The sequence below is a fragment of the Methylobacterium sp. J-118 genome, assembly GCF_057836565.1.
Genome location: NZ_JBYQFA010000001.1, coordinates 3,707,841 through 3,725,636, shown reverse-complemented (window position 1 = coordinate 3,725,636; position 17,796 = coordinate 3,707,841). Strand labels below are relative to the sequence as shown.

The window sequence follows — 17,796 nt, the reverse complement described above, 5'->3', positions numbered from 1 at the left end:
GGCCAACGAGCCGCCCTTAAGAGCCCCGCGACCACCCGTGCTTCACTAATCCCGGGACTGTTTTCACCGGGAGCATTGCCGTGGTCGGCAAGTCGAATGACGATCGTATCGTCCAGCGTTATCGGATCCTGCACGTCTTCCGGGCCCCGGTCGGCGGTCTGTTCCGCCATGTGGTGGACCTCGCCCGCCTCCAGGCCGCGGCCGGACACGCCGTGGGCATCGTCTGCGACTCCACGACCGGCGGCGAGCGTGGTGAGCGGGCCCTGGCGGACCTGATGCCCAGCCTGGAACTCGGCCTCGTGCGGATCCCGATGCGGCGGAACCCGCACCGGTCCGATTGGACCTGCCTGAAGGCGGTGGGGCGGCGGGCCGCCGCGGTGGGCGCCGAGGTGCTCCATGGGCACGGGGCGAAGGGCGGCGCCTTTGCCAGGCTCGCCCCGGGTAGCACGGCGATCCGTACCTACACGCCGCATGGCGGCAGCTACAATTACCGGCCGGGCACGCCGATCCATCGTCTCTACATGGGGGCCGAGGCGGTTCTTGCCCGCCGGACCGATGCTTTCCTGTTCGAGAGCGAATACGTCGCCGGACGGCACCGGACCTTCGTCGGCGGTCCCGAACGCGTGACCCGCATCGTCCACAACGGCATCGCGGAGGCGGAATTCGCCCCGATCGACCGCGTCGATGAACCCTTCGATCTCCTCTATGTCGGCGAGCTGCGCGAGGCCAAGGGTCTTCCGTACCTGCTCGATGCCCTCGTCCAGCTCCGGACCGAGGGCCGGTCCCTGCGCCTGCTGATGGTCGGCTCCGGGCCGGATGCCGACATCCTGCGTCAGAACGTCGAGCGCCTCGGCCTGGGCAGCGCGGTGTCCTTCGAACCGCCGCAGGCGATCCGCACCGTGCTGGCGCGGGGACGCATCCTGGTCGTCCCCTCGCTGGCGGAATCCCTGCCCTACGTGGTCCTGGAGGCCGCAGCCGCGGCGCAGCCGCTCGTGGCCACGCGGGTCGGTGGGATCCCCGAGATCTTCGGTGACGCCGCCGGCGATCTGGTCCCGCCACGGGATCCCGCTTCCCTCGCCGCCGGCATCCGGCGGGTGCTCGACGACGCGCCCGCGGTGCTCGACGCCCGCGTCCACGCGCTCAGCGCCGCGATCCGGCAGCGCTTCTCCCTGGAGCGGATGGGCAGCGAGGTCATCTCCGGTTACGCCGCGGCGTTTCAGGCCCGCGCGGATCGCCGCAATGTCGAAGCCCGGGAGATCGCCGGCGCGCGGACGGCCTGATCCGCCGATGCGCGCATCGCTCCGTCGCCGTGTGCCGGAGCGATGCGCGACGACGGAACGACCCGCGGACCGGGTCCGACGGTAAAATCGCCGCGGGCCGATCGCCTTTAAGTCTTCAGACAACGCCCCGTGCCACGCTGCGATTGAGAAGCCGCAGGCCGCTACGGGAGGAGCCGATCGATGAGTGCCTTCGACATCCGGGATCTCCTCGAAGCCGCCGGCCCTCTCCAGGCGCAGCCATCGCCCCGCGACGATGGCCCGGTACCGCTTGCCGAGACCTCCATACCGGGCGCAACGGCGGTGTCGCCGGTCGTGGTGGCTGGGCTGGTGCGGGCGGCGGAATGCGCCCTGATCTTCGGCCTCGGCGCGCTCCTGCACCTGCTGATGCTGCGCGGGCGGGTCCCGTTCGGCCTAACCTATGCCGGGGCGATCGGGCTCGTTGCGATCCTCACGGTTGCGCTGGTCCAGGCCGCCGGCGGCTATCGGATCTCCGCCTTCCGCGCCTTCTCCAAGAGCGCGATCCGGCTGATCGCCGCCTGGTCGCTGACCTTCCTGATCGTTGCCGCCGGGCTGGTCCTCGCCAAGGTGGCCGATCACTACTCGCGCCTGTGGCTCGCGACGTTCTACGGCACCGGCCTGACCGCTCTCCTGACCGGGCGCTTCCTCCTGTTCCGCGTGATCGAAGCGCAGACCCGGGCCGGACGCTTCGACCGGCGCACGGCGATCGTCGGTGGCGGCAAGCCGGCGGAAGATCTGATCGCCGCCCTAGAGACGCAGAGCGAGAGCGGCATCCGGATCGTCGGGGTGTTCGACGATCGCAACACCGACCGCTCGTCCGACGTGGTGGCGGGGCATCCGAAGCTCGGCAACGTCGACGATCTCGTCGCCTATGCCCGGCACGCCCGCCTCGACCTGATCGTCTTCACCATCCCGATCACCGCCGAAAACCGCATTTTGCAGATGCTGGCCAAGCTCTGGGTGCTGCCGATCGACATTCGCCTGTCGGCGCATGCGGCCAAGCTGCGCCTGCGGCCGCGCAGCTACTCGTATCTCGGCTCGGTCCCGGTGCTCGATGTCTTCGACAAGCCGATCGCCGACTGGGATGTCGTGGTGAAGGCGCTGTTCGACCGCTGCGTCGGATTGGTGATGCTGCTCGCCCTGGCGCCGATCCTGGTCGCCGTGGCGCTCGCGGTGCGCCTGACCTCGCGGGGGCCGATCCTGTTCCGCCAGAAGCGCCACGGCTTCAACAACGAGCTCATCGAGGTCTACAAGTTCCGGTCGATGTATGTCGACCAGTGCGACGCCGGTGCGGCCAGGATGGTCACCCGCGGCGACCCGCGCGTGACGCCGGTCGGGCGCTTCATCCGCAAGACCTCGCTGGACGAGCTGCCGCAATTGTTCAACGTGCTGAAGGGCGACCTTTCGCTGGTCGGTCCGCGTCCGCACGCGCTCCAGGCCAAGGCCGCCAATACCCTGTACGACCAGGTGGTCGACGGCTATTTCGCCCGGCACAAGGTCAAGCCCGGCATCACCGGCTGGGCGCAGGTCAACGGCTGGCGCGGCGAGACCGATACGTCGGAGAAGCTCCAGCGCCGTGTCGAGCACGACCTCTATTATATCGAGAACTGGTCGGTCTTGCTGGACTTGCAGATTCTGCTGACAACGCCGTTCGCGCTGCTCAAGACTGAGAACGCCTACTGAGATTCCGGCGGCCGGTCTGTGGCCGGCCGCCGGATCTTTTCGCCCTACGGTAGAGCGCCGGCCTTCTCCTTGGCCTTCATGATCGTGTCGCGACAGCCCTCAGCGTTACCGGCCTTGTCCTGCTGACGCGCCTGGGCGACCAGCTTCTTGGCGTCCTCGACGCCCGCCGCGGTCGGCTTGACGCTGGCATCCGACGGGGTCAGGGCCGGCGGCTTGTCGAGCGCCTTCGGGGAATTCGACGACGTCGTGCCGCCGGGCGGGGTCGTGCCGGTCACGGAGGCCGCGCCGGCGCTGTCGAGACGCCGCTGGAGGGTATCGACCTCGTCAGAACATGACGTCGCGAGGGCGGGTGTGGCTACGGCAAGCGCCAGGGCTGCGACGGCGAAACGAAACATCATCGATGGGGGTCTCCAAAGTGTCCGGACGCCACTGACACGCAACCCCGCCAGGGGGCGGGGACCGCGCGTCAGTGCGATTCACCGAGGAGACGCCGGGCGCATCGGCCCGTTCCCGAGACAGGAGGCCGCACGCGCCTCAGAGCAGGGGACGGGTGCCGCCGGCAACCTCTTGATTGCCGGCGCCGTCACCCCGAGCGCTCTCGCCGACGGGTTCGACGGCATGCGTCCCGACGGAAACGCGGAGCCGTTCCCGATGGCAGGGCGATCGGGAACGGCTCCAGCAAGGGCGTCAGCGTATCAGTACTTGCGGATGATCGGCTCCGGCGCCATCGCGACCGGCTCGGGGCCGAAGCGATAGGTCAGACCGGCATAGATCGACAGGGGCTGCGCCAGCGTCGTCGTCCGCGGATCGTTGATCGACAGGTTGCCGGCGATCGCGCCCGGCTCGGCGAAGGTACCGAATGTCGCGTAGCGGTTATTGGTGAGGTTGGTGATCAACCCGAAGATCTCCAGGTTCTTGGTCACATGGTACTTCGTGGTCAGGTTCATCACGTAATAGGCCGGCAGCTTGCGGTTCAGGTTCGAATCGTCACCCCGGAAGTAAGAGGACGAGAAGGCCGAGACGTTGAGGCCGAAGCGCCAATTCGGGGTGATGTTGTACTCGAACCCGGCCTTGATCTGGTGATCCGGGATCAACGGGATCTTGTTGCCCTTGTGGACGAAGATGGCCCCGTCGTCGGAGAGCGGGTTGTTGGGTGACGAGAGCGTTTGGTCAAACTGGTACGTGGCGTCGATCAAGGCGTAGTTGGCGTAGACCAGCAGATCGGGGTTGACGACGTACTCGGCGCTGACCTCAATGCCCTGCCGCCGGGTCGCCGGCACGTTGGTGTAGTAGGCGCGCGCCGCGTTGCCGGCGACGGCGATCTGGATGATGTCGTTCTTCAGGTCGGTGCGGAAGACGCCGGCCTTGTAGGTCAGGTTGCCGCCCGAGAGGAAGTTCGGGATCACGCCCCGGAAACCGACTTCATAGGTCTGGCCGGTGACCTGCTTGAGCGGCGGATCGGCGACCAGCGAATTCGGCAGCAGGCAAGGCTGGTTCGGGTTGGCGCAGGCGAGTTCCAGCGGTGTCGGCGCGCGGTTCGACTCCGAGTAGCTGCCGTAAAGGTTGAGCGCCGGGTCGAACTGGTAGGTCAGGCCCGCGAGCGGGTTGACCTTGGTGTATTCGTGGGTGCCCGTGACGTCCGGCGAGAACCCCGTCTGATCGACCGAGCGGATATGCGCGTAGTTGAGCCGGAAGCCTGCGGTGAGCGACAGGCGGTCGGTGACGTCGAGCGTGTCGGTGGCGTAGAGGCCGAGATACAGGTTCGAACCCGCGACCGAGCTCGGGGCGATGCCGAGGGCGCCCAGCGTGCGGAGGTACGGGGTGCCGAGGCCCGGAATGTTTCCATAGTACGGATTGCTCGGATCCGTGGAGATCAGGAGATTCGGGTTGATGACGCCGAGGGTGCTCGACGACTTGAACGAGTAATCGGCCGCGTCGACACTGCCGCCGATGACGAAGCTATTGGGCAGACCGAAGACCCGGTCGCGGTTGGCCGCCTGCAGCGAGCCACCGTAGCCCTGCGACTCCGTCTGGGTCGTGTCGATCGTCCCGTAGGGCACGTTCCGCGTGAAGGGGATGCGCTGGTTCTGCTGGCCGAGGAGCAGGAACTGGTTACGGAAGGCGTTCTGCGACTGGCCGGCCGACGGGCTGAACCCGTCATCCTGGTAGCAGAGGGAGCCGCGGAAGCTCGAGCGCGAGCTGCACTGCTCGAAATTGCCGTCGTTGCCGTCCACGTACCGCTCGCTGAAGCGGCGGAAATAGGCGTTGCCGGCAAGGTCCCAGGTCGGCGAGATGTCCACCCGGCCGGTCAGCTGAATCGTGCCGACCTCGGTTGTCTGCGTCTGCGGATAGGTGAAGATCGCCCGCGGATCGACATGGGTGAAGTCCACCGGGGTCGCGGCCGCCGCGCCGTAGAAGCTGCGCGCGGCGAGCCCGATCAGGTGGAACTCCGAATCCTGAGCGCGGTAGCCGAGGTCGGCGTAGAGCCGGCCGATGGTGCTCGGGTTCTCGTAGCGCCAGCCGCGGTCGTTCAGCCCGTCGCCGGTGAAGTAGAAGCTCCAGTTGTCGGAGACCTTGCCGTATTCGAGGTACCCGGCCGTGCGGCCGTCGGAGCCGCCGAACGCGCTGATCTCGGTGCCCTGCCAGGTGAAGCCGTTCTTCATCTGGATGTTGACCGCGCCGCCGATCGCGTTGAGGCCGAAGACCGGGTTGCCGGTGACGACATCGATCCGCTGGACCGCCTGCGGCGGGATCAGGTCGAAATTGACGACGTCGCCGAAGGCCTCGTTGATGCGGATGCCGTTCTGGTAGACGGCTAGGCCCTGCGGCACGCCCTGCACGGGCGATGCGGTGAAACCGCGGTAATTGAGATCGACGCGGTTGCTGTTGCCCTGCGAGTCGCTGAGATTCACGCCGGGCGTCTCGCGCGCGAAGGTGGCGAGGATATTGTCGGTGCCGCGGTCGACGTCGATCTGGCGCGTCGTGATGGTCTCGACGGTACTGGGGATCTTGTTGAGCGGTTGCTCGGAACCGCGCAGACGCACGCTGCCGGGTGCCACCGGTACCGTCGGCGCGATCTGCGCTGCCCGATCGAGATTCAGGGCCGGGCTGGAATTGCCGCCGCCGGCACCGACCGGCGAGGTCGAAACGACGCTGATCTCACCCAGCGTGACCGATTGCTGAGCGTGTGCCGCGCCTGGAGCAATCGAGAGCGCCAAGACTGAGGCAGACGCGAGCATGCTGCCCCGCAGCGTCCGACGTGACATTCCAATTCCCCTGCCTTGAGACCAGCGTCCGGTTGTTCCGGGCTTGGCGAGACTTTTGGCGGGTGGAGTTAAAGTTCACAATCGGGCTCACGGGCACGCGAGGGCTTTTGAGTGCTGTTTCGAGCGGAGAACGGTCAAACGCTCCGGCGCGTGGCGTTCTCGCAACAGTTATGCTTGCAAATTCAACGACTTGCGGAGCTTTAGGCAACACCGTTCGGGAAGATTCGGCAAGCGGTTGGCGACTGGATCGCCGCGCTCACAACCGTGCCTGAATCAACCGCGCGATCTCGCCCAACCGTTGCTCGAGGAGTTGCGGCACCTCGCAGACATAGGTGAGCGACTGGCTGCGCTCCTGGAAGATGCGCCGGTCCCAGGCGAACTTGGTTTCGAGATCGGACTGGTCCTTGGGCAGTTCGGTGGCGTCCGTGGCGCTCGGCGCGTCCTTGGTCTGGCTGATCTTGTCGGCCTCATCGCGGATGCGCTCCGCCATGCGCCGCTGGCCCTGGGCGTAGCGGCCGATGCCGCCCACGACCTTGTCGCGCTCGCCGTTGATCACCTCGAAGACGCCCGCGTAGACGCGGGTCAGGGCCTTGTCCTTCCCATCCTTGTCGGTGCCGAACTTGCCGGCGAATTCGTCGAGGAGCGGGCCGACCTGCGGCAACTCGGTGCGGCGGGAGGCGATCTTCTGGGCCAGCACCGCGGCGTCGTTGTCGCTGCCCCAGTCGCCGGCCGCCGCGATGTCCGGTCCGGTCCAGAACTGGCCGGGGCTGAGCGTGGCGACCTTGCGCTGGACGCAGGGCCAGTCCGGATCCTGCCGGGGCTGCGCGGATGCCGGTGCGGCCAGAAGCACCAGGCCGAGGACGGCATTGCGGGCGAGTCGGTTCATCGGGCGGGCTCCGTCAGGTGTTGTCGCCGGCCGGGCCACCGCGCCGGGCCATGATACCCCGGCCGGGATCGTAGGCGATCACCGCCATGCCGAAGAACGCGAGGGTCACGCCCACCACGACCGCGCAGGCGAGCGGCTCGAACTGGACGTAGAGGGCGAAGCGGACGAGCTGGACCGCGTGGCTGAACGGGTTCAGCTCGCAGATCCAGTACAGCGTCTCCGAGGATTCCCGGATCCGCCACAGGGGGTAGAGGGCCGAGGAGGCGAAGAACATCGGGAAGATTACGAAGTTCATCACACTGGCGAAGTTCTCAAGCTGGCGGACCAGCGAGGACAGGAACAGACCGATCGCCCCGAGCATCAGCCCCGAGGCCAAGAAGGCCGGGAGCGCCGTGAGATAGCCGAGCGGCGGGATGTCCGTCTCCCAGAAATAGGCCACCGCCAGGAAGGTGTAGGCCTGCACGATCGAGACCGAGACGCCCGCGATCAGCTTGGCGAGCAACAGCAGCCAGCGCGGATAGGGCGAGGTCAGCAGTACCTTCATGGACCCGACCTCGCGGTCGTAGACCATCGAGAGCGAGGATTGCATGCCGTTGAACAGCTGGATCATCACGGCCAGCCCCGGCACCACGTAGACCTCGTAGAGCACGTAGGTCTGGTAGGGCGGCTCGATGGAGACGCCGAGCGTGTTGCGGAAACCCGCCGCGAAGATGAACAGCCAGACCAGCGGCCGGACCAGGGCCGAGAAGAACCGCTCTTTCTGATTGAAGAAGCGCAGCAATTCCCGCCGGACGATGCCGCCGAGGCAAATCAGGTAGCCGACGGTGTCGAGCCGACCGATGCGCGCCGACGCGCTGTCGGCGGATGCAGCAGCGACCGGCGTCGACAGGCGTGTCGGAGCGCTCATGGGTGCTGCCCTCGATCGTACGATGATGCGCCGTTCGACGCCGTCATGCCGCCGCCCGCCCCGGCTCGGCCACGATGCGGCGGAACGCGTCCGCCAGGGCCTCCCCCGGGGCACCGATATCGCCGGCCCGGCCCTGCGCCACGATCCGGCCGCGATGCAGCACGACCGCGTCGTCCTCCGAGGAGATTTCCTCAAAGATATGAGTGGCCCAGAGAACCGACAGCCCCTCCTCGCGCACCAGCGCGCGCACGATCGCCACGATGTCGGTCCGCGATTCGAGGTCGAGGCCGACCGTCGGCTCGTCCAGCAGCAGCAGATCCGGACGGTGGATCAGCGACCGGGCGATCTCGATGCGGCGCGACTGGCCGCCCGAGAGCGTGCGGACCTTGTCGTGGCGCCGGTCCGCGAGCCCGACCCGATCGAGGAGCAGCCCGACGCGGTCCTTTCCGGCGCGACGGGTGATCCCGTGCAGGCTCGCGTGATACAGGAGGTTCTGCTCGACGGTGAGATCGGTATCCAGCGTCCGGGCCTGGAACACCACGCCGAGCCGGGCAAGTGCCCGGGAGGGCTCGCGGTCGAGGGCGTGGCCGAAGATCGAGACCCGTCCGGTCTGGTTGGTGTAGAGCCGGGTGATCACCGAGAACAGGGTGGTCTTGCCGGCGCCGTTGGGTCCGAGCAGCGCCGCGAAGCGGCCGCGGCCGACATCGAGCGAGACGTCGTCGAGCGCCGCGCGCGTGCCGAAGCGGTGGCCGACATGCTCCACCCGGAGCGCCGCCTCGCCGGTCATCGGCCGAGCGCTTTCCGGGCGTCGGCGACGGCATCGAGGCACTCGTCGAACTCGCCCTCTTTCTGCTCCCGCTCCGCGACCCGAAGGGCCTTCTTGAGCTTGGGCAGCGCGGCCTCGGACGGGTTCGCCGCGAGGGCGTCGCGGATCATGGCGATGCCCGCGGCGCAGGCGGAGGCATCGTCCGCCGCGAGGGCCGGGCCGGAGAGGACGAGGCACGAGGCCAGGAAGAACGCGCGCATCACTTCACCGTCAAAGTACCGGTCATGCCCTTGGCCTCGAGGCCGCGCGCCTCCCACTTGTAGCTGCCTGGCTTGATCGCAACGAACTCGATGGCGATCTCGCCGGGATCGTCGAATTCCAGGTGGTCGGGCGGGCCGCCGCCGTGGATCTCCTTGTGCTCGATCACGATCTGGTTGAACCAGATGTAGCGGAAGAACTCCGGCGCGTAGAACTTGTATTCCTGGTGACCCTTGGCGACGATGCGCAGCCGATAGGCCTTGCCGGATTCGAGCGTGATGTCCCTGTTCTCCACCGTGAAGTCGTTGCCCTGATCGTCGCCCAGGACGAGGTCGGGCAGGTTCTCCCGCTTCTTGGTGAGGTCCAGTGCCAGTGCCGGGCCGGCCGCGAACAGCCCCGCGCCGGCGAGAGCGGCCCATCGAAACATCCGCATCCTGTCGTTTCCCCCTGTGCCGCGTGATCCGCGGTCCTGGTTCATTCGAGCGGTCCCGCCGCCCAGCTCAGTTCGGCGAGATCGCCACGCCCCAGGGCAGCAGGCCGACCGGGATGCTCTTGACCACCTTCTCGGCGGCCACATCGATCACCGAGATGTCATTGGACGTGCCGTTCGTGGTGAACAGCTGCTTCTGGTCGGGCGTGAAGGCCAGCTGCCAGACGCGCTGGCCGACGGGGAGGTATTTCTCCACCGCGAACGTCTTGGCATCGATCACCGCGACGCGGTTGGCCGGGCCCAGCGCCACGAAGGCCTTGCTTCCGTCCTTCGTGATCCGGATACCCACGGGCTGGATCGCCTCGTCGTTCACGCTCGGGATCTTGAAGGTGATCTTCTTGATCACCCGGCGCTGGGCCACGTCGATGACGCTGACCGTGCCGCCGACCTCCGCGGACACCCACAGGAACTTGCCGTCGGCGGTGAATTCGGCGAAGCGCGGCCTTGCATCCACCAGCACGTTGTCGATAACCTGGAAGGTCTTCGTGTCGATGAAATGGGCCATGTTGGTCGTCTCGGAGGTGTTGACCAGGACCTTCCCGTCCGGCGACAGGCCCATGCCCTCCGGCTCGACGCCCACCGGCACCTCGGCGAGGACCTTGTTCTTCTCGATGTCGATAATCGTGACCTGGCTGTCGTCCTCGTTGGCGACGTAGAGCGGGTTGCCCGACGCGTCGAGGATGAACTGCTCCGGATCCGGACCCGAGCGCAGGGAGCGGACGACCTTGCCGGAGGCCGTGTCGAGCACGTCGATCCGGTCGTCGTCGCTGGCGCAGACGAACAGTTCCTTGCCGTCCTTGGACACGGTCACGCCGCGCGGGCGCCGGCCGACCTTCCAGGTACCGGTCACCGCCATCGTGTTCGTGTCGATGACGCTGACCGAATTGCCCTTCTCGTTGGTGACGTAGGCGGTGAAGGCGGCGGCCGGCCCGATGAGGGCGAACCAGGCGCCGAGGGCGACCACACTCAGACCTGCCTCGACGCGGCGGCTCATACCATTCCCTTCCCTTGCAGCTTCACGGCGTCCTCAATGGACGTTCTTGTCGGGCGATTGTAGTGCGATATCCGGGCGTTGGGAGGGCGCCGGCCGCTCGTCAACGCCGCAGGCAGTCCGGTCACTGTAACTTGCAGGTGGTCTCCGGGAGATCCACCCCCAGCGTGTCCAGGGGCGTGCGCTGGTGCAGGAAACCCTGTTCCGGCGCCACCGAGACCAGCGCCTTCGGTTGCACCACGATGATCGCCTGGCGCAGCTGGTGATCCCAGGGGCGGAAGCTCAGGGGCACGCCCTTGTAGGCCGGGAGGGTGAAGCCCGGATCAACGAGATAGGCGCCGATCACCGCCGGATCGTTAATCTTCTTGGCGGTCACGGCCTCGCCCACCGTCCGCACCGCAGCCCAGACCTGATAATCCAGGGGGCGCATCAGCCGGGAGGCCAATCGCCGGAACCGGTTCTGGGCCTGCGCGGCGCCCCAGGTCTCCAGCACCGGGGACCACGTGGTCGGTGTCAGCGCCTGCGTCCCGCCGACCGGGCGGGGATCCACCGTGCGGTAGGGGACGTAGTCGCCCCAATCGCCCTCCTCGTCGGCGACAACCGCCATGTCGTAGTCGAGCCCCCGGGTGAAGACCATCGCCTCCGCGCGGGTCGGCGTGTCGCCCCGCGCCTTGGCTAGGGGGCCGAAGGTCCAGGGCTTCTCGGCGGTGACCTTCAGCGCGAATTTCCGCGCCGAGTTGCGCATCGCGTCCGCGTAGGCCTTGTCGGCGTCGGTCGGGCCGACGATCAGAAAGATCTTCCGCCAGCGCATGACCGTGAGGTACTGCGCCAGGGCGTCGGTGAGCATCGCCCGGGACGGCAGGATGTGAAACACGTTGGCCCGGCAATCGGCACCGCGCAGCCGGTCGTCGGAGGCGCCGGCGTTCAGCACCACGACGCCCGTGTCCTTCACCGCATCCGCCACCGCCAGGACGGCGTCGGCGGGCAGCGCCAGGATGAGATAGCGCACGCCCTTGGCGATCAGGTCCTTCGCGGCTGCCACCGGGTCGGGCTTGTCGTCGGTCAGAGCCACGTCGTCGAGGGCGTAGGTCTGCTTGGTGAAGCGGCCGGTGGTGTTGTTGTCGGCGATGCCCATCCGGGCTCCGGCCAGCCCCTCATCCTCGGGGGCCGCCTCGGCGTCGTAGGAGGACGGGGCGGGCTGTGGCCGGTAGATCAGGCCGATATGGGTGTCGATGGCCTGTGGTGCGGGCTGCTGCGCCCGGGCCGCCATCGGCATGAGCGCCGCCAGGACGAGGGCCGCGCGCAGCCACTTCGGACGCGCCGGCCGCGGAAGAAGGGTCTGGGGTGCGGGATCGTGCATGTGCGCGGCCTCTACCAGTTTCCACCCCCGCCGCTCAATCGCGGCGCGTTGATGCGGTGTTCACGTTCCCGACGATGCACAGCCGGGCTTCGAAGATGGCTGCCGGCCCTCACGTTAGGTTCCAACCGTCTGCAGGCGCGGCACCTTGGGACGAGGACGCGGTTCGGAGGACGGTCTGTCGAGCGGGATGACCGGGACTTCGACGGCGCTAGATCCGTCGTGCGACGGCCGGGGCGCGAAGTACATTGCCAAAGTGTCCCGTCGCCCGACCTATGGCCGGAGAGGAGTCGCCCGTCGAGGCGGCCGCACCATGGAGAGGAACGTTCCGCCCATGCGCCACCTGTCCCTGCAAGCGGCGACCGCGTGCGGTCTCGTCGCCCTCGGAATCGCCCTGCCCGGCGCGGCTTTGGCCGCCGAGAAAGCGGCGGTGTTCCCCGTGGAGCTGTTCGAGCCCGGCGCGTCCTACGGGGCCAGGGCGCGCCCCGCCGATACCCGGAAGCTGACGCTCGTCACCGACGAATTGCGGAAGGCTCTCCACGACCAAGCCGGGCTGGAGATCGTCGACACGGCGCCGAAGGCCGACACCGTGGCCAAGGAAGGCCCCCTCTACAAGTGCGACGGCTGCGCGGCGGGCATCGGCAAGAGCCTGGGTGCGGACCTCGTCGTGACAGGCTATGTGGAGAAAGGGTCCGGTCAGATCTTCAACCTGAACGTCGCGATCGCCGATGCCGAGTCCGGCAAGGTCGTGCGCGGCGGGCAGGTGACGATCCGGGCCGACACCGACGAGACCTGGGCCCACGCCATGCGCTGGGTGGTGAAGAACCGCCTGCTCGCCGAGCCGCTGCCCGGGAAGTCCTGAGGCGTTCCATCGAGTCCCGAGTGTTCCGTGTCCTCCTCCTCCGTTCCGCGCCGAGCCCCGCCCCGCCTCCTCGTCAGCGTCCGTGATCCCGCCGAGGCCGAAGCCGCGCGGCTCGCGGGTGCCGACCTGATCGACGCCAAGGACCCGGAGCGCGGGGCCCTCGGCGCCCTCGAACCGGGCGTGGTGTGCGAGATCGTCGCCCGTGTCTCCGGCGGGGCCGAGACCAGTGCTGTCGCAGACCCGAATCCGGCGGCTCTGGCCGCGATGGCCGCAACCGGCGTGGCCTGGGTGAAGACCGGGCTCGATGCCGGGCACCGCGGCGACATCGCAGGCTGCGCGGCGCTCGCCGCGGCGGCGCCCGGGCGGGTGATCGCCGTGCTGTTCGCCGAGGACGGGCCTGCGGCCGAACTCGTGCCCGCGCTGGCGGAGGCGGGATTCGCCGGTGCGATGATCGATACGGCGGGCAAAACCGGCGCCCGCCTGCCCGATCTCGCTGCGTCGGATGACCTAGCGGCTTTTACGTCGGCCTGCCGCGCCCACGGCCTGATGAGCGGGCTCGCCGGCTCGCTTCGGGTGCTCGATATTACGGCCTTGGGGGCGCACGAGCCCGATTATCTCGGTTTCCGCGGCGGCCTCTGCCGCGACTTCGACCGGCGCAACGGCATCGATCCCCTGCGCATCGCGGAGGTGTTGCGCGCCCTGAGACCACACCACCGGGACGCCGCGTGATCGCCGTCGTGAAGGTCGGCGGCAGCCTGGAGACGGATCCGCATCGGCGGCGCGCCCTGCTGGCGTCGCTCGCGGACGGCGCGCTCGGCCGCTGCATCGTCGTCCCGGGCGGGGGAACCTTCGCCGGCGCGGTGCGGGCCGCGCAGGTCCGGGACCGGTTCAGCGATGCCGAGGCCCATCGCCGGGCCCTCGACGCCATGAGTGATGCGGCCGATATCTTCCGCGCGATCGAGCCGCGCCTCGTGCAGAGCCTGGACCCCTGGTCTGAGACCGCGCCGGCCCGGGCGCGGGTATGGAATCCGCGGCGGTTGCGCGCCGGCCATCCGGACATTCCCGAGACCTGGGACGTCACCTCCGACAGCCTCGCCCTGTGGCTGGCGCGCCAGGTCGGGGCGGAGCGCTGCGTGCTGGTGAAGTCCCGCGACCCCGCGCCGGGGCAGGATGCCGCCGCCCTGGCGCAGGACGGGCTGGTCGACGCCGCCTTCCCTGTCTTCGCCGAGCGCTTCGCGGGTCGGATCGAGATCTGGGGACCGGCTCAGCGCGTCGCGGTCGCGCCGAGGGTCATGGCGTGAGCGCTCCGGAGCACATCGTGTTCGTCACCGGGCGCCTCGCCCGGGCGCGGCTGGAGAAGGTCGCCGCCGGCCTGCCCGAAACATTTCGCTGGAGCATCGTGGATGCCGGCGTGAAGGTCGCGGCGCTCATGACGGAGGAGATCATCCGCCGCCGGGTCGAACTGCCCCCGGGCGCCACCCGTATCGTCCTGCCGGGCCGCTGCCGGGCCGATTCCGAACGCCTCGCCGGGCATTTCGGCGTGCCGGTGGAGCGGGGTCCCGACGAGGTCGTCGATCTGCCGGCCTGGCTCGGCCTGGCCGCCCGCAAGGTCGATCTCTCCCGGCACGACCTGCGGATCTTCTCGGAGATCGTCGATGCCTCTAAGATGAGCGTCGCGGAGATCCTGGCCAAGGGTCTCGACCTCGCCCGCCGGGGCGCGGACGTCATCGACCTCGGCGGCCTGCCCGACACGACGTTCCCGCATCTGGAGGATGCCGTGCGGGCCCTGAAGGGGGCTGGCCTGACGGTCAGCGTCGATTCCTTCTCCCGCGAGGAACTGGCCCGGGGCGCGGCCGCCGGCGCCGATTACCTGCTAAGCCTGAACGAGGAGACCCTCGACCTCGCCTTCGAGACGGACGCGGTGCCGATCCTGGTCCCGACACGGCCCGACGACCTGCCGTCCCTCGACCGGGCGATCGAACGCATGCAGAAGGCCGGGCGGCCGTTCCTCGCGGATCCGATCCTCGAGCCGATCCACCACGGGTTCGTGGATTCCATCGCCCGCTACCGCGAGACCCGCGCCCGCTGGCCCGACATCGCCATGATGATGGGGACCGGCAACCTCACCGAGTTGACCGAGGCGGATTCGCTGGGCATCACCGCCCTCCTCGTGGGCATGTGCTCGGAACTGGCGATCGGCAACGTCCTGATCGTCCAGGTCTCGAACCACACCCGCCGCACCGTCGAGGAGCACGACGCCGCACGGCGGGTGATGTACGCCGCCAAGGCCGATTCCGCCCTGCCCAAGGGCTACGGCCGGGCGCTGCTCGCCCTCCACGACAAGCGCCCCTTCGTGCAGAATCCCGAGGAGATCGCCCAGGCCGCCGCCGAAGTGCGCGATCCGAATTACCGGATCGCGGTCGCGGAGGACGGGATCCACGTCTACAACCGCGACATCCACAGGGTCAGCACCGACGCGATGGCCTTCTTCCCCGATCTCGCCGTGGCGAGCGACGGCGCCCACGCCTTCTATCTCGGGGCGGAACTCGCCAAGGCCGAGACCGCCTGGCGGCTCGGAAAGCGCTACGTGCAGGACGAGCCCCTCGACTGGGGTTGCGCGGCCGATGCCGAGATCGAAGACGCGACCGCCTTCAAGAAGGCCGGCCACACCCGGCATTCCGGCCCGGACGCCCCCCCGCCCGGTACGCGCGACGCCCGCCTGGTGAGGCCTGAGGCCGACGCGCGTCCCCCCGAGACCGTGTCCGCCGCCCCCGCCCGTTCCGGGACGGAGCCGGAGCACCGGCAGGATCCGCCCGCGCAGCTGGTCTGCGGTCGGCTCGTCCCATCGGACCGGACCTGAGCCGATGCCGCTGATCCTGGAGACCATCGTGACGACGCTCTCGCCGGCGGGCGAGGTCCACCTCGTCCCGTTCGGGTTGATCGGCGAGGCGGACGGCTACGTGCTGGCGCCGTTCCGGCCGTCGCCGACCATCGCCAATCTTGAGGCGAGCCCCTATTTCGCGGCCTCCAGCCCCCGGGACATCCGGGTGATCGCGGGCGCGGTGACCGGCCGGCGCGACTGGCCGACCGTGGCCTGCGACGCCATTCCCGGTCGCCGCCTCGCCGACAGCTTCGGGCACGCAGAGTTCGCGGTGGCTTCGGTCGAGGATCACGCGACCCGCCCACGCTTTCGCGGGCAGATGGTCCACAGCGCCGCGCACGCGCCGTTCATCGGCTATAACCGCGCCCAGGCGGCGGTTCTGGAGGGCGCGATACTCTCGACCCGGCTCCACATGCTGGAGCCCGACAAGGTGTTGACGGAGATGGCCTACCTCGCCATCGCCATCGGCAAGACCGCGGGCCCGCGCGAACGCGAGGCCTGGGACTGGATCGAGGACAAGGTTGCGGCGGCGCTCGGCCCCGCGGCGCGGATCCTCGGTCGGGACGACCGCTGAGGGCGGGAGGAGAAGGACACGATGAAGGCAATCACCCTGGCCTTGGCGGCCACCGCGGCGCTCGTCGCCGTGACGGCTCAGGCCCATGGCCCGACCCGGCGCAAGATTTCCGAGTCGATCGAGATCAACGCCCCGGCCGACAAGGTCTGGGCGGTGCTCGGCGACGTGAAGAACGCCGACTGGGTGCAGAACGTCACCAAGACCGAACTCACCGGCGACCCGGCGGGCAAGTTCAAGCGCGTGCTGACGCTGAAGAACGGCGATCAGATCCAGGAGACCAGCAACAAGTACAAGCCCGAGGACAAGCTGTTCTCGTACTACATCGACAAGGTCGACGTGAAGGACCTGCCGGCGAACGACTATTCGGCGACGATCACGGTCGAGCCCGAGGGCGACGCCAAGTCGAAGGTCGAATGGAAGGCGGCGTTCTACCGCGGCTACATGAACAACGATCCGCCGCCCGAGCTGAGCGACGAGGCCTCGGAGAAGGGCGTCGGCGACTGGATCAAGGCGAGCCTCGCGAATTTGAAGGCCAAGGTCGAGACGGGCTCGTGAGCCCGGCCCGGGGCCGATTGGCTTTCGCCGCCGGCCTCGCCCTCGTGGCGACCGTCGCCCGCGCCGAGCCGGCGCGGGAGGCGATCGTCACGGCGCAACTCGGCGGTGCCGTCGAGATCATCGACCTGAACGCGGGCACGCTGGTCCGCCGCATCCCCGTGGACGGGGCGCCAGCCGGTATCGCCCTGTCGGCGGATCGCAGGCTTGCCTACGTGACCCGCCCGGAGGGTCACGGGATTGCGGTAATCGACCTCGATGCCGGCCGCATCCTGTCCGAGGTGGCCCTGCCCGGCGGACCGCTCGGCATCGCGGCCGACCCGCGGGGCGGCACAGTCTACGTGGCCGACTGGTACGGCCACCGCCTGTTCGTCTTGACCGAGCGCGACGGCACGCTGCAGCCGGACGGCGAGATCGCCGTCGGGGCCTCGCCCTCCGGCATCGCCGTCAGCCCGGACGGGGCGACACTCTACGTGGCCAATCGCGAGGCCGATACGGTCTCGGTGGTGGATGCCGCCGGACGGCGTGAGACTAAGGTCATCCCGGTGGGCCAGCACCCGTTCGGCATCACCCTCGATGCCGCGGCGGGCCGGGCCTACACGGCCAACGTGACCAGCGACGACGTGTCGGTGATCGACCTGGCAGCGGGTCGTGAGATCGGACGGATCCCCACCGGCCGCCGCCCATACGTGATCGCCCTGGCGCAGGGCCGCGGCTTCGTCACCGATCAATATGCCGGCAGCGTCACGGTGTTCGACCTCACCACGCTCAAGCCGATCACCGACATCGATGTGGGCGACCACCCCGAGGGGATCGCAGCCGACGCCGACGGCCGCCTTTGCGTGGCCAACTGGGGCGATAATACCCTGAGCCTCATCGATGCTGGCACCCTCAAGGTGATCAAAACCGTACCGACAGGCAACGGCCCGCGCGCGTTCGGCACCTTCCTGCGTTGAAAGTCGGCACGCTTCGGGACGTCTCAAATCCGGGATGCCCCGAGATGCGCACGCCGCCCTCGGCGCAGC

18 protein-coding genes are annotated in these 17,796 nt (G+C 68.7%); 9 read left to right on the top strand and 9 right to left on the bottom strand.

Annotation, left to right across the window (positions count from 1 at the left end):
* The first annotated feature begins 80 nt into the window (after positions 1 to 80).
* Together AC3IF3_RS17990 and AC3IF3_RS17985 are read left to right on the top strand one after the other, a co-directional pair.
* On the top strand, positions 81 to 1,280 hold the full coding sequence (locus tag AC3IF3_RS17990; RefSeq protein WP_489229741.1) for a glycosyltransferase family 4 protein: 1,200 nt from the start codon (positions 81 to 83) through the stop codon (positions 1,278 to 1,280).
* Positions 1,281 to 1,460: 180 nt separating this feature from the next.
* Positions 1,461 to 2,981, top strand: coding sequence for an undecaprenyl-phosphate glucose phosphotransferase (locus AC3IF3_RS17985; protein ID WP_243973745.1), 1,521 nt, complete (start codon positions 1,461 to 1,463; stop codon positions 2,979 to 2,981).
* 44 nt (positions 2,982 to 3,025) lie between these two features.
* Here the strand turns inward: AC3IF3_RS17985 and AC3IF3_RS17980 are convergent, their stop codons facing one another.
* The 9 genes from AC3IF3_RS17980 to AC3IF3_RS17940 form a co-directional block, all read right to left on the bottom strand.
* Positions 3,026 to 3,379 carry a hypothetical protein gene (locus AC3IF3_RS17980; RefSeq protein WP_243973746.1) on the bottom strand — a complete coding sequence of 118 codons (354 nt, stop codon included), beginning with the start codon at positions 3,377 to 3,379 and terminating at the stop codon, positions 3,026 to 3,028.
* 297 nt (positions 3,380 to 3,676) lie between these two features.
* Positions 3,677 to 6,247, bottom strand: coding sequence for a TonB-dependent receptor (locus AC3IF3_RS17975; RefSeq protein ID WP_489229740.1), 2,571 nt, complete (start codon positions 6,245 to 6,247; stop codon positions 3,677 to 3,679).
* A 256-nt stretch (positions 6,248 to 6,503) separates the two neighbouring features.
* A complete protein-coding gene (locus AC3IF3_RS17970; protein WP_243973748.1) occupies positions 6,504 to 7,133 on the bottom strand; it encodes a hypothetical protein in 630 nt (209 codons plus the stop codon).
* A gap of 13 nt (positions 7,134 to 7,146) precedes the next feature.
* The gene (locus AC3IF3_RS17965) at positions 7,147 to 8,040 is read right to left on the bottom strand and encodes an ABC transporter permease (protein WP_489229739.1); all 894 of its coding nucleotides are present in this window, start codon (positions 8,038 to 8,040) and stop codon (positions 7,147 to 7,149) included.
* A 43-nt stretch (positions 8,041 to 8,083) separates the two neighbouring features.
* Positions 8,084 to 8,827 (bottom strand): ABC transporter ATP-binding protein, encoded by a 744-nt coding sequence (locus AC3IF3_RS17960; RefSeq protein WP_489229738.1) that lies wholly within the window; start codon positions 8,825 to 8,827, stop codon positions 8,084 to 8,086.
* Positions 8,824 to 9,066 (bottom strand): hypothetical protein, encoded by a 243-nt coding sequence (locus tag AC3IF3_RS17955; protein WP_243973750.1) that lies wholly within the window; start codon positions 9,064 to 9,066, stop codon positions 8,824 to 8,826. Before AC3IF3_RS17955 ends, AC3IF3_RS17960 begins: the two co-directional genes overlap by 4 nt.
* Positions 9,066 to 9,491: a cupredoxin domain-containing protein gene (locus tag AC3IF3_RS17950; protein ID WP_409564918.1), complete on the bottom strand. Its 426-nt coding sequence runs from the start codon at positions 9,489 to 9,491 to the stop codon at positions 9,066 to 9,068. The genes AC3IF3_RS17955 and AC3IF3_RS17950 overlap by 1 nt, the downstream gene beginning before the upstream one ends.
* A gap of 73 nt (positions 9,492 to 9,564) precedes the next feature.
* The gene (locus AC3IF3_RS17945) at positions 9,565 to 10,548 is read right to left on the bottom strand and encodes a YVTN family beta-propeller repeat protein (RefSeq protein WP_243973752.1); all 984 of its coding nucleotides are present in this window, start codon (positions 10,546 to 10,548) and stop codon (positions 9,565 to 9,567) included.
* 121 nt (positions 10,549 to 10,669) lie between these two features.
* A complete protein-coding gene (locus AC3IF3_RS17940; RefSeq protein ID WP_489229737.1) occupies positions 10,670 to 11,905 on the bottom strand; it encodes an ABC transporter substrate-binding protein in 1,236 nt (411 codons plus the stop codon).
* A gap of 331 nt (positions 11,906 to 12,236) precedes the next feature.
* Between AC3IF3_RS17940 and AC3IF3_RS17935 the strand changes: the two genes are divergently transcribed.
* The 7 genes from AC3IF3_RS17935 to AC3IF3_RS17905 are packed head-to-tail and all read left to right on the top strand — an operon-like array spanning position 12,237 to position 17,727.
* Positions 12,237 to 12,764 carry a DUF3280 domain-containing protein gene (locus tag AC3IF3_RS17935; RefSeq protein WP_489229736.1) on the top strand — a complete coding sequence of 176 codons (528 nt, stop codon included), beginning with the start codon at positions 12,237 to 12,239 and terminating at the stop codon, positions 12,762 to 12,764.
* A 27-nt stretch (positions 12,765 to 12,791) separates the two neighbouring features.
* The gene (locus AC3IF3_RS17930) at positions 12,792 to 13,493 is read left to right on the top strand and encodes a (5-formylfuran-3-yl)methyl phosphate synthase (protein ID WP_489229735.1); all 702 of its coding nucleotides are present in this window, start codon (positions 12,792 to 12,794) and stop codon (positions 13,491 to 13,493) included.
* Positions 13,490 to 14,065 (top strand): amino acid kinase family protein, encoded by a 576-nt coding sequence (locus AC3IF3_RS17925; RefSeq protein WP_489229734.1) that lies wholly within the window; start codon positions 13,490 to 13,492, stop codon positions 14,063 to 14,065. Before AC3IF3_RS17930 ends, AC3IF3_RS17925 begins: the two co-directional genes overlap by 4 nt.
* Positions 14,062 to 15,624: a DUF6513 domain-containing protein gene (locus AC3IF3_RS17920; RefSeq protein WP_489229732.1), complete on the top strand. Its 1,563-nt coding sequence runs from the start codon at positions 14,062 to 14,064 to the stop codon at positions 15,622 to 15,624. The genes AC3IF3_RS17925 and AC3IF3_RS17920 overlap by 4 nt, the downstream gene beginning before the upstream one ends.
* Before the next feature lie 4 nt (positions 15,625 to 15,628).
* The gene (locus AC3IF3_RS17915) at positions 15,629 to 16,219 is read left to right on the top strand and encodes a DUF447 domain-containing protein (protein WP_489229731.1); all 591 of its coding nucleotides are present in this window, start codon (positions 15,629 to 15,631) and stop codon (positions 16,217 to 16,219) included.
* Positions 16,220 to 16,240: 21 nt separating this feature from the next.
* Positions 16,241 to 16,774 (top strand): SRPBCC family protein, encoded by a 534-nt coding sequence (locus AC3IF3_RS17910; RefSeq protein ID WP_243973761.1) that lies wholly within the window; start codon positions 16,241 to 16,243, stop codon positions 16,772 to 16,774.
* Positions 16,771 to 17,727: a YncE family protein gene (locus AC3IF3_RS17905; protein WP_489229729.1), complete on the top strand. Its 957-nt coding sequence runs from the start codon at positions 16,771 to 16,773 to the stop codon at positions 17,725 to 17,727. The genes AC3IF3_RS17910 and AC3IF3_RS17905 overlap by 4 nt, the downstream gene beginning before the upstream one ends.
* Positions 17,728 to 17,796 lie beyond the last annotated feature (69 nt).

Coding starts and splice junctions, on each gene's coding strand:
- AC3IF3_RS17985 (WP_243973745.1), top strand. CDS start 1,461: ATGAGTGCCTTCGACATCCGGGATCTCCTCGAAGCCGCCGGCCCTCTC.
- AC3IF3_RS17980 (WP_243973746.1), bottom strand. CDS start 3,379: ATGATGTTTCGTTTCGCCGTCGCAGCCCTGGCGCTTGCCGTAGCCACA.
- AC3IF3_RS17975 (WP_489229740.1), bottom strand. CDS start 6,247: ATGTCACGTCGGACGCTGCGGGGCAGCATGCTCGCGTCTGCCTCAGTC.
- AC3IF3_RS17970 (WP_243973748.1), bottom strand. CDS start 7,133: ATGAACCGACTCGCCCGCAATGCCGTCCTCGGCCTGGTGCTTCTGGCC.
- AC3IF3_RS17965 (WP_489229739.1), bottom strand. CDS start 8,040: ATGAGCGCTCCGACACGCCTGTCGACGCCGGTCGCTGCTGCATCCGCC.
- AC3IF3_RS17960 (WP_489229738.1), bottom strand. CDS start 8,827: ATGACCGGCGAGGCGGCGCTCCGGGTGGAGCATGTCGGCCACCGCTTC.
- AC3IF3_RS17955 (WP_243973750.1), bottom strand. CDS start 9,066: ATGCGCGCGTTCTTCCTGGCCTCGTGCCTCGTCCTCTCCGGCCCGGCC.
- AC3IF3_RS17950 (WP_409564918.1), bottom strand. CDS start 9,491: ATGTTTCGATGGGCCGCTCTCGCCGGCGCGGGGCTGTTCGCGGCCGGC.
- AC3IF3_RS17945 (WP_243973752.1), bottom strand. CDS start 10,548: ATGAGCCGCCGCGTCGAGGCAGGTCTGAGTGTGGTCGCCCTCGGCGCC.
- AC3IF3_RS17940 (WP_489229737.1), bottom strand. CDS start 11,905: ATGCACGATCCCGCACCCCAGACCCTTCTTCCGCGGCCGGCGCGTCCG.
- AC3IF3_RS17935 (WP_489229736.1), top strand. CDS start 12,237: ATGCGCCACCTGTCCCTGCAAGCGGCGACCGCGTGCGGTCTCGTCGCC.
- AC3IF3_RS17915 (WP_489229731.1), top strand. CDS start 15,629: ATGCCGCTGATCCTGGAGACCATCGTGACGACGCTCTCGCCGGCGGGC.
- AC3IF3_RS17910 (WP_243973761.1), top strand. CDS start 16,241: ATGAAGGCAATCACCCTGGCCTTGGCGGCCACCGCGGCGCTCGTCGCC.